Raw genomic sequence first — 13,052 nt, 5'->3', positions numbered from 1 at the left:
GGCGGCGGCCTATTCCAGCCGGGCGGCCGGAATCGGCCCGTGCACGCGAATGCGCGCGCCGCAATTCGCCGGGGACAACCGGTCGATGATCCAGAACCATCGCTCGGAGGGGCTGAGCGCGCGCACCCGCCAACCCTACCCGGGTCGGCAACCACCGCAAGGGTTTTCAGCGACCGCCGACCGGCTGGGGCGGCAGCGGGGTGGCCGAGATCTGGTTGTGCGGTTCGCCCTGCAGGGCGGACAGGCCCTTCCAGGTCTCCCAGTCGATGGTCCAGTCGTAGATGTCGCCATCGGCCGCGGACAGCTGGATGCGGGTGCCGGTGACCTCGACCGGGTCGCCGTAGAGCGCGGTCGGGAAGTAGGCCTGGGCGTCGGCGGTGCTGAGGTTGATGCAGCCGTTGGTGACGTTCGAATTGCCCTGGGCGGACGCCGATTGCGGATTGGCGTGGATGAATTCGCCATTGTTGGAGATGCGCACGGCCCAGCGTTCCCGCACGTTCGTGTAGAACGGCGGATTCGACATCATGAAGTCCTCGTACTTCTCCGTCACCACGTGGATGCCGGAGCGGGTGACATTGCGGTCCTCGTTGCCCTCGCCGTAGCTGCACGCGAAGTCGAAGATGGTCGCGCCGTCCCGCACCACCTGGACGCGATGGCTGGGCGCGGAGGCCTTCACGATCTGGGCGCGGCCGATCCGGAAGTCGGAGGTGAGATCGGAGTCGCCGTACAGGCCACCGCCCATGTCGAGGCCGTACAGCTTGGCGCCGAGGTGCACGGTGGTGCCGGGCTGCCAGTACTCGCGGGGCCGCCAGTGCGCGCGCGAGCCGCCGTTGTCGTCCTGCAGCCAGGCCCAGGAGCCCTCGGTGGCCGGGGTGGTGGTGACGGTGAGCGCCTTCTCGACGGCCGCCTTGTTCTCGACGTGCCCCTTGAACTGGAGCATGATCGACGCGGCGATGCCGACTTCCTGCCCGTCGCCGATATTGACGGTGGCGGGAGCGGTCTTCTTGGGGTTGACGGTGCTGAACTTGCCGTCGATGGCGACCGGCTTGTTGTCGGTGCCGATGGCGGTGCCGGACCAGGTGTAGGTGGCGCCGTAGCCGAGCGGCTCGTTCACCGTGAATTTGCTGCGAGTGGCATCGAATGTGCCGGCTACCTGTTTGCCGTTGGCGTTGGTCAGCGCCAGCTGGTCGATCCGCCCGTTGGTGACGGTGACGGTGGCCGGCGTGGTCGGGTTGACCTGCTCGGCGCCGGCGGCCGGTTCCAATTTCACGGTCGCGACGGGTTCGGCAGGTCTGGCCGTGCCGCCGTTCTTGCTCGACGACGAGCAGGCCGCCGCGATGACCGCTGTCGACGCCACCAGTGCGGCACGCATGGCCGACCGGCGGGACAGTCCTCGATTACTCACTTGTTCGACCCTACCCCCGCAAACCGTGTATCCCGGACGCTGTTCTAGTGGTGGACACCACCCGCTACAGGCTCACTCCCACGGTCACGGGTTCGGGTTCCAGCTCGATGCCGAAGCGCTCGGCAACCCCTTCGCGAACCGTGCGGGCGAGGGTCACCAGATCGGTCGCGGTAGCCGCGCCCCGATTGGTCAGCGCCAGCGTGTGTTTGGTAGACAACCGCGCCGGAGACCCGTCGCCCGGAAAGCCCTTGGCGAAGCCGGCGCGCTCGATGAGCCAGCCCGCCGAGAATTTTACCCCGCCCTCGGCCGGGTAGGTGGGCACGGTGACATCCGCGCCGAGATGTGAGGCGATCGCCGCGCGCACGGCCCCCACCCGCTCGTCCGGAATAACGGGGTTGGTGAAAAACGAACCGGCACTCCAGGTGTCGTGATCGGCCGGGTCCAGCACCATGCCCTTGCCCGCCCGCAACCGCAGCACCACCTCGCGCACATCGGCGGCGGGCCGGGACTCGCCCTCGGCCGCGCCCAGCGCGTTCGCCAGTTCCCGGTATCCCAGCGGCGCGCTGGAACCGTCCGCGCGCAGCCCGAATTCGACGGCCAGCACCACCGCGGCGGAACTGTGCTTGAGAATCGATGTGCGGTACCCGAATCCAAGCTCCGCGGGCGCGACCCAGCGGATCTCCCCGGTGGCCCGGTCCAGCAAACGCACCCGGCGCAGCAAACTCGCCACCTCGACGCCGTACGCGCCGACATTCTGCACCGGCGTGGCGCCCGCGGAACCCGGAATGCCGGACAGGCATTCGAGGCCGCCGAGTCCGGCCGCCACCGTGGCCGCCACCACCGTGTCCCAGTTCGCGCCCGCCTCGGCGAGCACCGAGTCCGCGCCGATCTCCACGCCCTCGGTGGCGATCCGCACCACGACCCCGTCGAAGCCGTCGTCGCCGATGAGCAGGTTGGAGCCGCCCGCGACGAGCAGCACCGGAATCCCGGCCGCGTCCAGTTCCCGGACCGTCGCCACCAGCGCCTCGGTGGTCTCGCAGTCGGCCACCGTGGCCGGGCCGCCGACCCGCAGGGTCGTCAGTTCCGCCAGCGGGACCCCGGCACGCAGCCGCGCCCCGGTCGCCGCCAGCCGGTCCCGCAGGTCGTCGAACGACACCACCCGAGAAGTACGCACAGGCACAGACGGTAGCGTGTCCGACCATGGCGACACCTCTGGCCTTCACTGCGCACTCGACACATCCCCTGGCCGCGGTGCGCGCGGCGTTCGCCGACGAGCAGTACTGGAAGGACCGCATCGAGGCGGTCGGCGGGCCCAACGCCCGCATCGAGAGCATCGCGATCACCGGTGACCAGGTGCGCGTCGACATGGTCCAGACCATCCCGGCCGCGGAGCTGCCCGCCCAGATCACGGCGATCAAGCCGGACGGTCTGACCATTCCGCGCACGGAGACCTGGCACGGCAATGGCGGCACGGTCGAGGCGCAGGTGGACGGCGCGCCCGCCACCATCACCGGCGGCCTCACCGTCACCGAGGACGGCACCGGCTCCACCTTCGTGGTCGACGCGACCATCGAGGTGAAGATCCCGTTGTTCGGCAAGAAGATCGAGGCGGCCATCCAGCAGCACCTCACCGAACTGCTGGAGCGCGAGGCCGAGTTCACCGACAATTGGCTGAGTTCTCACTGACCGAGGTCGCCCGGCAGTAACCTGAGCGATCGTGGCCCGCCGACTCGACTATTCCGCGCGGTATTCGTTGCACACCACCCACCAGGTGTACGCGGCGATGACGAACCGTGAGCACTGGGACGCCCGCATCGAGGAACTGCGCAAGCACTCCCCGAACGACATCGTCAGCCTGGAGTCCGGCGACGACGGCATCACGGTCGAACTACGTCACGTGCTGCCCCGCGACACCCTGCCCGAGATGGCGCAGATGGTGGTGCACAAGGACATGGTGATCACCCGCCGGGAGACCTACGGGCCGTACGGTCCCGAGGTGACCGGCGCCTATACCGCCGAAATCCCCGGCAGCCCGGGCACTCTCGGCGGCAGCATGCGGCTGTTCCCCACCGAGACCGGCTGCACCCTGCGCACATCCTCGCGGGCCCAGGTCAATGTTCCGTTCTTCGGGCGCAGGCTCGAACAGCTCATGCTGGTGAATCTGGTGGACCTGTTCCGCGCCGAAGCCGAGGTGACGAAGGTTTGGCTGGATCAGCAGCACCCCGCCGGGTGACCAAACCCATCGGCACGATCACCCGCGGCACCACCGGGATCAACCGGTTGCGCCGCGGGGACCGGTGGATGACGCACGACCCGCTCGTCACCGGAAGATTGCTGGACGCCGCGGATCCGCTCGTCGTGGATCTCGGCTACGGAGCCAGCCCGGTCACCACCCTGGAGATGGCGGCCCGGCTGCGGACCGTGCGACCCGATCTGCGCGTGGTCGGCCTGGAGATCGATCCCGAACGGGTGGTCCCCGGCCGGGACGGCGTGATGTTCGCCCGCGGCGGTTTCGAACTCGCGGGTCTGCGGCCGACCCTGGTGCGCGCCTTCAATGTGCTGCGCCAGTATCCGGAATCCGCTGTGCCCGAAGCCTGGTCGACCATCCAGTCCGGCCTGGCCGCCGACGGCCTGCTCCTCGACGGCACCTGCGACGAACTCGGCCGCCGCTGCGCCTGGGTCCTGCTGGATCGCACCCGGCCCCTGTCCCTCACCCTGGCCTGGGATCCCTTCACCGTCGACACGCCGTCCGACATCGCCGAACGCCTCCCCAAGGCCCTCATCCACCGCAATATCCCCGGCGAACCCATCCACACCCTGCTGACCGCCGCCGACCGCGCCTGGTCCGTCGCCGCACCGCTGGCCCCCTACGGCCCCCGCGTCCGCTGGCGTCACGCCGCGAACCTGCTGCGCGAGCAGGGTTTTCCGCTCCGCGCCTACCGCCGCCGCCTGCGCGACAACGTCCTGACGGTGCCCTGGTCCGCCGTCGCTCCCCTGCCCTGAGCGGGTCCCGCGAGTTAGCCTGTCCCCCTATGGTCCCCACACTCCGGCCCCCTGACGGGGCACCAGTGGCCGACCGCAGGCTGCACTGATCCGCGGGTACCCACGCGCGGATCAGTGGAGCTTGTGGAGCAGGTCCCGCACGGTGCCGGAGATCGCGGCCGGCGCGAGCAGCGACCGCGGCGCGAAGGGCTGCCGCCACAGACCGCCGTGGGCCGCGCCCGCCGCGAACAGCGCTTCCGGGTTGGACATTCGCGGCTCCTCGGGCGCGAACAGGTCGGCGACCAGCTTCGCGGCGAGCAGGGTCCGCGCGGTGGCGGGGTCGAAGATCTCGATGCCGAAACGGGAGGACGCCCGGTACGCGGCCGCACGCCAGCCGTTCTCGCGGGCCAGACTGCGGGTCCACGCGGGCGGGGCCACGGTGAACGACACCGGGCAGCCCGCCGATGCGGCCAGCACCGCCCGCCAGCGCGGCAACCGTTGCGCCAGCGCGTAATCCGGACCGGCCAACGCGGGCAGATTGTCGAACAGCCCCCACGCGCCGCCCTCGGTGTCGAAGATCGGGCGGGTGTAGTTGAGCCGGTACAGCGAGTGCGGCGCCACCCGGTGCAGCAGATCCTGCGCATTGCCGCGGAAACCGCGCTGCGCCAGGTGATCCCGGGCCGCCGCCACCACCGACGCCGGGACCGCGTAGGTGTCGGTCGGCGAGCCCAGCATGGCCAGCGCCGCATCGGGGTGATGCCGCAGCACCGCGTCGGCGAGCACATCGGAGGCCACCGCCAGCCGCACCCCGGCGGCACCGGGCACCCCGGCGTAGAGCCCGAGCACCGGCCGCGCGTCACTGTGCGCGGTGATCCATTGCGCCAAGGCCGGAAAGCCCCGGGAGATGTCGACGCCGGGCTCGCCATCGGCGACGGGATAGCGCATGACCCCCGCGCCGGACTTGGCGGCGGCCCGCAGCCGCTCCCAGCGCACCCGCCCCGGCCGATCGACCGCGAGCACTTCCGCGCCCCAGTTCAGCAGTGGCCGCAGCGGCCCGAGCTCCGCGCCCGCGCCGGTCACGGTGACCCGGAAACCGGGCAGCGCCAACCACTCCGGATGGTCGATGACCCGCTCGATCGCGGCCACGAAATCGGCTTCCAGAATGCCGTGGGTCTGCCATTCGGCCAGGCGCAGCCGCAGCGCGTCCTCGGCCAGCAGCAGTCCGTGCCACGGCACCTCGAGCCGCTTCACCGCCGCGGCCTCGCCGGCCACCGCGGCGGTCTCCAGCCCGGCGCCGTCGACCGCGGCGTCCACGTCGACGGTGTCCAGGGCCGCGACCGTGCGGCCGACGGTGAACCGCAGCATGTGCCGCACCGAGCGCAGTCCCGCCTCGGCCATGCCGATCGAGATCTCGGGCGCGCTGATCGCCAGCGCCGTCATTCCCCGGAAGACCCGGTGGTAGCCGTGCCGCCAGTCGCGGCAGGTCTCCACCGATTGCGCCAGGTCGGCGTCGTAGGGCCGGATCGCGTCGGCGACGACGGCGGCCGAGAACATGTCCGCGATCCGTTCGGGCGGGCCCGGCGGAAACACCAGATCCCACACGCCAGCACCGGTCCCCATACCCGTCACCCTGCCACGAATCGCGCGCCCGCAAAACTCGAAACCCGCACCCCGCGATCCCCGGAATGCCGTCCGGCGAACGCTAGCGGTGATCTTCCTGCGCGCGAGCCAGCGCGCGATGCAGCCGGGCCGCGGTGGCCGGGTCCAGAGCCGCACTGGCGGAACGGATCTCGGCCCGCGCGCAGCGGTGGATGGCGACCGCGTCGGACACCACCTCGTCCAGGGCGGCCTGCCCGATCCCGGCCTCGGCCAGATCCATGACGGTGCGCAGCGGCGTGGTCACCAGGAACGCGCCCGCCGATTCCACGTCCTTGCGCGCGAAACTGCGCCGCAGCACCACCAGCCGCGGCGACAGCGGGAACCGCCCGACCCGCGCCGACAGGTGCACGAACCGCGGCCGCAACCGGCCCAGCCCGTGCAGTTCGGCGGCGCTGTGGTGGGAGACGGCGGCCGCCCCGTCGAACCAGGCCGACCACATGGCGTACTCGTCGAGCGGCCCGTCCGGCCAGTCGGCCAGCCGTAGCAGCCCCACCCCCGACCGCAGCACGCTGCCGTCGCGTAATCCGTCGCGGATCCGGACCTCACATCCGGTGCGCAGTACCTGTCGGGTGGTGAAGTATCCCGCGTGCCGCCCGGCCTGCTCCCGCAACGCGTCCCAGTCGTGTTCCGGATCCCCCGGTGCCGCGTTCCCAGCCATGGCACTCAGGATAAGCCGGACCCATGTGTGTTATGTCACAATCCGCGGCTGTGTGCCGACACCTCACAGGATGCACAGAGCTCACACAGAAAGCTCGGGAAGAATCGCCCCCATGAGTTCGGAACCCACCTCGGACGACGCAACCAAGCGCGACACCTTCGCCGCGCAGCCGGTCGACCCCACCGTGCGGCCCGGCGACTCCACGGCGCAGCCGGTCGACCTCGGTAAACCGGACGGCACGCCCACCGAGGTCCTAGGTGCGAGACAGGACGCGACCACCGACTGGTGGAACGACCCCGCCCACACCGGCGACCCGGCCACCCCCGATCCCGACCTCCAGCCCACCCAGGTCCTGCACCCCGGCGAGGCCGCCTACGCGGCGGGCGCGACCGGCCGTCCCGGCCCCGGCACCGGCTCGACGGCGACCGCCGACACCGCGAAACTCGCGAACGGCACCGGCCCGACCGCGGTGCTGCCGGGCGGACCGGGTTATCCGCCAGGGCCTTCGGGTCCGATCACCCAGTCCGGCGGTATGCAGGTGCCACCGGGCACCCCGCCTCCCCCGGCGAAAGTCGGTGGCGGACAGACCGGTTCGTCTGGTCCGAAGCGCAGTCGCAAGAAGACCCTGCTGATCGTCACCCTGGTGGCCGCACTGCTGATCGCGGGCGGGCTCGCCGGCGGCGAGGCCTGGGCCCGCCACAAGGTCGAGAAGTGCATCAGCTCGCAGTTCGAGGCCCAGATGGGCTCCAAGATCGACGTCTCGTTCGGCTGGAAACCGCTGCTGCTCACCATGATCGACCACAAGGTCGGCGAGGTCACCGTGAAGAGCGACGATTCCAAGTTCGGCCCGGCCCAGGGCATGGTCGTGAACGCCACCTTCCACGACGTCGAGACCAAGGACGGCGGCAAGCAGGCCAGCGTCGGCAGCTCCAGCGCCGACGTCACCTGGAGCAATGACGGCATCACCCAGACGATGGCCGGTCTGGTCTCGGCCACCGCCTCCGATCCAGCCACCGGCACACTGAGCTTCGCGGTGCTGGGCGGCCTGGCCCAGCTGCAGGTCAAGCCGAAGATCGTGGATGGCAAGATCGAGGTCGAGACGCTGCAGGCGTCGCTGCTCGGCTTCGGACTGCCCACCGATCTGGTCTCGGGCATCGTCCAGCTCATGACCGAGAGCCTGCAGACCTACCCGATGGGATTGACCCCCAACAAGGTCGAGGTCACCAGGGACGGCCTGCACATCACCCTGCAGGGCGGAAACACCGTGCTGCAGGCGGATCCGAACGCCCAGCAGCAGCCCATCCTCTGCTGACCGACCGCCGCTAGACCGGAAACCCTTCCAGCACTGCGCGAGACCGGGACAGCCCCAGCCGGGTGGCGCCGGCGGCGATCAACTCCGCCGCCTGCGCCGCGTCCCGGATCCCGCCGCTGGCCTTCACCCCGAGCCGCCCGCCGACCGTTTCGGCCATGAGCCGCACCGCGTGCGCGCTCGCACCGCCCGCGGGGTGAAAACCGGTGGAGGTCTTCACGAAATCCGCGCCCGCGCGTTCCGCGGCCCGGCACACCTCCACGATGGCGTCATCGCTCAGCGCCGCCGCTTCGATGATCACCTTGAGCAGGGCGCGATCTCCCACCGCCTCCCGCACGGTGACGATGTCGGAGAGCACCGCGCCGTACTCGCCCGCGCGCGCCGCGCCGACGTCGATGACCATGTCCACCTCGGCCGCGCCCTGCTCCACGGCGAGCCGCGCCTCGGCCCCCTTCACCAGCGAATGATGTTTGCCGGAAGGGAAACCCGCGACGGTGGCCACCACCAGACCGGGCGCCCGCACCGGCAGCATGGACGGCGACACGCAGATCGCGAACACCCCCAATTCGCGCGCCTCGGCCACCAGCGCGGCCACATCCGCGGGGGTGGCATCGGGTGACAGCAGCGTGTGATCGATCATCTCCGCCACGTCAGAGCGGGAAGTCTTCGGCATGAGCACCGAGTTTGGCACATCTTTGTTGCGGGGCGCCGCCGCTGTCACGCAGACTTGTAGGCGTGCTGATCCGTCGTGAACGTACCGGTGATGCCGCCGCGATCGACGCGGTACACCGCGGCGCTTTCGGCGCGAGCCCCGATCGCCCCGTGGCTGCCGACGGCGATTCCCCTTCCTCCCACGCCTCCGGCGACCCCGTCGAGGTAGGCCTGGTGCACACGCTGCGCGACGACGCGGCCGTCTGGGTCCCGACCCTGGCGCTGGTGGCGGAGGTCCACGATCGGGTGGTCGGCCACGTCTGCCTCACCCGCGCGACCGTGGGCCCGTTCCCGGTGCTGGCGCTGGGGCCGCTCGGGGTGCTCCCGAACCATCAGGCCGCGGGCATCGGCTCGGCTCTCATGCACGCCGCCCTCGGGGCCGCGGACGCCCTCGACGAGCCTCTCGTGGGCCTGCTGGGCAGCCTCGAGTACTACCCGCGCTTCGGCTTCGTCCCCGGCACCCGGGTGGGCATCATCCCGGACCAGCCGGACTGGGCCACCCACTTCCAGGTCCGCACCCTCACCGCCTACGAACTCGAGATCAAGGGCGACTTCCACTACGCCGAGGCCTTCTACAAGCTCTGACCGGGGCGTGCTTCACCCCTGTGCCGCGAGCCGGGCGGTTGCTGGGAGTATGTCTCTCATGAGTTCCACCCTGGACGACCGTCGCTACGTGCTCACCCTGGGCTGCCCGGACCGTCCCGGCATCATCGCCCGCATCACCTCGTTCATCGCCGATTTCGGCGGATCGATCGTGGAGGCGGGTTACCACTCCGACCTGGAGACCGGGTGGTTCTTCACCCGGCAGGCCATCAAGGCCGCCACCGTGCCCTTCGACCTGGACGAGCTGCGCGATCGGTTCACCGCCGTCGCCGCCGACCTGGGCCCGGAGACCGACTGGCAGCTGCACGACTCCGGGGAACGCCGTCGCGCGGTGCTGCTGGTCTCCAAGGACGGCCACTGCCTGCACGACCTGCTGGGCCGCGCCGCCTCCGGCGAGCTGCCCGCCACCATCGAGGCCGTCATCGGCAACCACCCCGACCTGGCCGGGATGACCGAGGCGCACGGCATCAAATTCCACTACATCCCGTTCCCGAAGGATCCGGCCGAGCGCGGTCCCGCCTTCGAGCAGATGCGAGACCTGGTCGACGCCCACGACCCGCACGCGGTGGTGCTGGCCCGATTCATGCAGGTGCTGCCCGCCGAACTGTGCGAGCACTGGGCGGGCAAGGCCATCAATATCCATCACAGCTTCCTGCCGTCCTTCGTCGGCGCCCGCCCCTACCACCAGGCGTTCGCGCGCGGCGTGAAGCTGATCGGCGCGACCTGCCACTACGTGACCGCCGAACTGGACGCGGGCCCGATCATCGAGCAGGACGTCACCCGCATCGACCACTCCGACACCGTGCGCGACATGGTCCGGCAGGGCCGCGACATCGAGCGCGTGGTGCTGGCCCGCGGGCTGCGCTGGCATCTGGAGGGCCGGGTGCTGGTGCACGGCCGCCGCACGGTCGTCTTCGAATAGGACCCGACGCCTTCGACCAGGACCCCGAAAACCACACGCCCGCCCCCGGTTTCCCGGGAGCGGGCGTTGTTGTTCGTACCGCGGGTCAGCCCGCGACGGCGGCCGGGCCGCGGCGCGCGGTCCGGATGACCCGGTGCAGTTCGCTGTTGAAGGCGTGCTCGGCCTCGATGTTCACCAGGTGACCGGTCGGCAGGATGGTGTACCGCTCCAGATTGCCCGCGGCCGCGAGGTTGTCGGCGATCTCGCGCGAGTGCACCTCGGGCAGCAGCTTGTCGAAGGAGCCCGCCACGACCGTGGTCGGCACCGTCAGCGCCGCCGCGGCGTCGACCACGTCCAGCTCGACCAGTCCGCGGGCCACGGCCGCGCGCACCGACGGACGGCAGGAGCGCACGATCGAGACGCCGAAGTCGACCTGGTCGCGGGTGGCCCCAGGATTGGCGAGCCGGGACTTGGCGATCCGGTTGACCGCCGCGCCGCCGGGCAGCGGCAGTGGGGTGCCGAACAACACCCGGGCCACCGACTGCGGATTCGGGACGATCTCGTTGAGCAGCGGAATCACGGTGGCGCGGTGCGAGATCTGCCGCGCGGCCGTGGTGGCCAGCAGGACCGCGGAGGCTCGGTGCCGAACCTGGTGCGGATACTTGCGGGCCCAGGCCTGAATCGTCATGCCGCCCATGCTGTGTCCCACCAGCACCGCCTGCTGACCGGGCCGCAGCACCGCGTCGAGCAGATCGGAGAAGTCGTCGGCCAGCTGCTCGGCGCCGAAAACCCGGGTGCCGCTGTCGCTTTCGCCGTGGCCGCGCTGGTCGAAGGCGATCACGCGGTACTCGCCGGCGAAGGCGTTGATCTGCGGGTTCCAGTATTCGAGGGCACAGGACCAGCCGTGGGCCAGCACGATGACCTCGCCGTCGGCGGGACCGTACGCGTGCACGCGCAGCTTGGCGCCGTCACGGGTGGTTACGGGGATGACCTCGGCGGGACGCTGCGTGTTGAGGGAAGCCGTCTTGTAGCGACGGGACCGCAGTCCGGGGCGAAAGGGAGCGGTCAACGCATCCGCGCCCGCCTCCTGGAGTTTCACCAGCATGAGCACTCCTTTGTGTTCCCGACCACAGTATCGCGCTAACCGGGGTGCTTGCAACAGCAAGCGGGTATATATCTTCTTGCTATACAACAATGTTCGCGGTGCGCGACCTCGCGGATAAGGTCCCCCAGGGGTGGGTGAGCCCCACCCCTCAGGCGCCCACCACCTTCGCCGGAACCCCGAAAGCAGCCCCGGCGACCCGCGCGAGTTCGGCGTTGAACTCCCGGTAGGCCTCCACATTGCCCAGGTGCCCGGTCGGCAGCACCCGGTAGGCGTCCAGGCTGCCGGTCTCGGTGAGCATCGCCACGATCCGCTCCGCGTGCACCGGCGGGGTCATGTCGTCGGCCGAACCCGCGACAACCGTGGTCGGCACCGTCAGGTTGGCGGCGCCGCGCCCGACGTCCAAGTAGGACAACAGGGTTCCGAACCGCCGGCGCACCCGCGCCGGGCAGGACCGCACGATATTTTGACCGAAGTCCGCGATGTCGCCGACCGACAGCAGGCTCATGACCTGGCGGCGGAACACCCATCGCACGGGCTTGACCGGCGGGAACACGATCGGCGCGCTCAGCCCGAGCAGACCCATCCGGAACGGCAGCGCGGCCGCGCCGCGATTGAGGAACGGGACCACGGTGGTCTCGGCGATCAGGTCACCGGCCGCGGTATTGGTGAGCAGCACCGCGTGCAGCTGCTTCCGCACGCGCCGCGGGTAGCGGCCCGCCCAGGCCTGAATCGTCATGCCGCCCAGGCTGTGTCCCACCAGCACGGCCCGCTGACCCGGCCGCAGCGCCGCGTCGAGGACCTCGGCCAGATCGTCGGCGAGCTGATCGGTGGTGAGCGGGGCGGTGCCCTCGTCGCTCTCCCCGTGCCCGCGCACGTCGTAGGCGATCACGCGGTATTCACCGGCGAAGGCGTTGATCTGGGGATTCCAGTATTCGAGGCAGCAGGTCCAGCCGTGCACCAGCACGATCACATCGCCATCGGCGGGACCGTAGGCGTGCACCCGCAGCCGGGCGCCGTCGGAGGCGGTGACCGGCAGGACCTCGTAGGGTCCGGCGGGCGGATTCAGATCCGCGAGGCCGTAGGTCCGGGTGCGCAGGCCGGCCCGGTGCGCGAGCACCAGGTCACGGACCTTCCGGCCGAGGTCCGCAGGGTGAGGCAGCGTTGCCCGCATAGGACACTCCTTTGTGTTACTGATAGATACAGTAACCCGGAGTACCGGATGCTAGCCAGTGCAAGCACCCGAAAAGTCCAAAATCGGAATCGAGCGCACAAAAAAGGCCGCCGCCCGGTGAGCCGGGTGACGGCCGAAACTCGGAGGAACAGCTACCAGCGCGGCCCGCGCTGGATCTCGTCGACCTTGGGTCGCACATCGGCCAGGTAGACGCCGGTCGCGACCACCGCCGCGATACCGAGGAACCCGACCGCGGTCTGCCCCAGCAGCAACCCGCCCAGCGACGCCAGCAGAATGGCGATCCACACCGGCTTGGTCAGCTTGTCCACGGCCGTGAAGGCGTCCGGACGCTGGCGAATCGCGTGCACGAGGGCGAACACGGTCATGCCCATCGCGGCCAGCCACAAGACCCACAGAATCAGTCCGGGTATTCCCATCACCCCACCCATCATACGGAGCGAAGACCCGGCCACCGCGACTTCCGGGCACGACACGAATCCGCACGAGACTGGAACGAGCGCCCCGGCCCCGGAAACGAGCGTCGCCCC

At 70.3% G+C, this 13,052-nt stretch carries 14 protein-coding genes; 6 read left to right on the top strand and 8 right to left on the bottom strand.

What is annotated here, in order from left to right; translation table 11 throughout:
- Positions 1 to 166: 166 nt before the first annotated feature.
- Both ACFV4K_RS21110 and ACFV4K_RS21105 read right to left on the bottom strand, forming a co-directional pair.
- Entirely contained in the window at positions 167 to 1,372 is a 1,206-nt protein-coding gene (locus ACFV4K_RS21110) for an Ig-like domain-containing protein (protein WP_379277019.1), read from the bottom strand.
- A gap of 97 nt (positions 1,373 to 1,469) precedes the next feature.
- Positions 1,470 to 2,561: a UDP-N-acetylmuramate dehydrogenase gene (locus ACFV4K_RS21105; protein WP_379277017.1), complete on the bottom strand. Its 1,092-nt coding sequence runs from the start codon at positions 2,559 to 2,561 to the stop codon at positions 1,470 to 1,472.
- A 44-nt stretch (positions 2,562 to 2,605) separates the two neighbouring features.
- Between ACFV4K_RS21105 and ACFV4K_RS21100 the strand changes: the two genes are divergently transcribed.
- Genes ACFV4K_RS21100 through ACFV4K_RS21090 form a run of 3 tightly spaced genes read left to right on the top strand, consistent with a single transcriptional unit; the run spans position 2,606 to position 4,408 of the window.
- Complete coding sequence (locus tag ACFV4K_RS21100) at positions 2,606 to 3,091, top strand: DUF2505 domain-containing protein (RefSeq protein WP_379277000.1); 486 nt, start codon at positions 2,606 to 2,608, stop codon at positions 3,089 to 3,091.
- A 31-nt stretch (positions 3,092 to 3,122) separates the two neighbouring features.
- Positions 3,123 to 3,638 carry a DUF2505 domain-containing protein gene (locus ACFV4K_RS21095; protein WP_379276999.1) on the top strand — a complete coding sequence of 172 codons (516 nt, stop codon included), beginning with the start codon at positions 3,123 to 3,125 and terminating at the stop codon, positions 3,636 to 3,638.
- A complete protein-coding gene (locus tag ACFV4K_RS21090) occupies positions 3,635 to 4,408 on the top strand; it encodes a class I SAM-dependent methyltransferase (protein WP_379276998.1) in 774 nt (257 codons plus the stop codon). Before ACFV4K_RS21095 ends, ACFV4K_RS21090 begins: the two co-directional genes overlap by 4 nt.
- A 111-nt stretch (positions 4,409 to 4,519) precedes the next feature.
- On the opposite strand, the gene ACFV4K_RS21085 is transcribed toward ACFV4K_RS21090, so the two are convergent.
- Together ACFV4K_RS21085 and ACFV4K_RS21080 are read right to left on the bottom strand one after the other, a co-directional pair.
- Positions 4,520 to 6,007 carry a hypothetical protein gene (locus ACFV4K_RS21085; protein WP_379276997.1) on the bottom strand — a complete coding sequence of 496 codons (1,488 nt, stop codon included), beginning with the start codon at positions 6,005 to 6,007 and terminating at the stop codon, positions 4,520 to 4,522.
- A gap of 82 nt (positions 6,008 to 6,089) precedes the next feature.
- Entirely contained in the window at positions 6,090 to 6,704 is a 615-nt protein-coding gene (locus ACFV4K_RS21080; protein WP_357090904.1) for a hypothetical protein, read from the bottom strand.
- Positions 6,705 to 6,816: 112 nt separating this feature from the next.
- Here ACFV4K_RS21080 and ACFV4K_RS21075 point away from each other — a divergent pair, with 112 nt between their 5' ends.
- Positions 6,817 to 8,016, top strand: coding sequence for a DUF2993 domain-containing protein (locus ACFV4K_RS21075; RefSeq protein WP_379276996.1), 1,200 nt, complete (start codon positions 6,817 to 6,819; stop codon positions 8,014 to 8,016).
- 10 nt (positions 8,017 to 8,026) lie between these two features.
- On the opposite strand, the gene deoC is transcribed toward ACFV4K_RS21075, so the two are convergent.
- Positions 8,027 to 8,686: a deoxyribose-phosphate aldolase gene (gene deoC / locus ACFV4K_RS21070; RefSeq protein ID WP_379276995.1), complete on the bottom strand. Its 660-nt coding sequence runs from the start codon at positions 8,684 to 8,686 to the stop codon at positions 8,027 to 8,029.
- Positions 8,687 to 8,748: 62 nt separating this feature from the next.
- Here deoC and ACFV4K_RS21065 point away from each other — a divergent pair, with 62 nt between their 5' ends.
- On the top strand, positions 8,749 to 9,309 hold the full coding sequence (locus ACFV4K_RS21065) for a GNAT family N-acetyltransferase (protein ID WP_379276994.1): 561 nt from the start codon (positions 8,749 to 8,751) through the stop codon (positions 9,307 to 9,309).
- 58 nt (positions 9,310 to 9,367) lie between these two features.
- The gene (gene purU / locus ACFV4K_RS21060) at positions 9,368 to 10,249 is read left to right on the top strand and encodes a formyltetrahydrofolate deformylase (protein ID WP_379276993.1); all 882 of its coding nucleotides are present in this window, start codon (positions 9,368 to 9,370) and stop codon (positions 10,247 to 10,249) included.
- Between the two features lie 85 nt (positions 10,250 to 10,334).
- Here purU and ACFV4K_RS21055 read toward each other — a convergent pair whose 3' ends face one another.
- The 3 genes from ACFV4K_RS21055 to ACFV4K_RS21045 all read right to left on the bottom strand — a co-directional run bounded on the left by ACFV4K_RS21055 (position 10,335) and on the right by ACFV4K_RS21045 (position 12,941).
- A complete protein-coding gene (locus ACFV4K_RS21055) occupies positions 10,335 to 11,333 on the bottom strand; it encodes an alpha/beta fold hydrolase (RefSeq protein WP_379276992.1) in 999 nt (332 codons plus the stop codon).
- Positions 11,334 to 11,481: 148 nt separating this feature from the next.
- Positions 11,482 to 12,504, bottom strand: coding sequence for an alpha/beta fold hydrolase (locus ACFV4K_RS21050; protein ID WP_379276991.1), 1,023 nt, complete (start codon positions 12,502 to 12,504; stop codon positions 11,482 to 11,484).
- A gap of 152 nt (positions 12,505 to 12,656) precedes the next feature.
- Positions 12,657 to 12,941, bottom strand: coding sequence for a DUF2516 family protein (locus ACFV4K_RS21045; RefSeq protein WP_357090891.1), 285 nt, complete (start codon positions 12,939 to 12,941; stop codon positions 12,657 to 12,659).
- Positions 12,942 to 13,052 lie beyond the last annotated feature (111 nt).

Source organism: Nocardia sp. NPDC059764 (assembly GCF_042732555.1).
In the GTDB taxonomy this organism is placed as follows: domain Bacteria; phylum Actinomycetota; class Actinomycetes; order Mycobacteriales; family Mycobacteriaceae; genus Nocardia.
The sequence above is the reverse complement of the archived record's forward strand: the minus strand, read 5'-3'. Positions and strand labels throughout refer to the sequence as shown.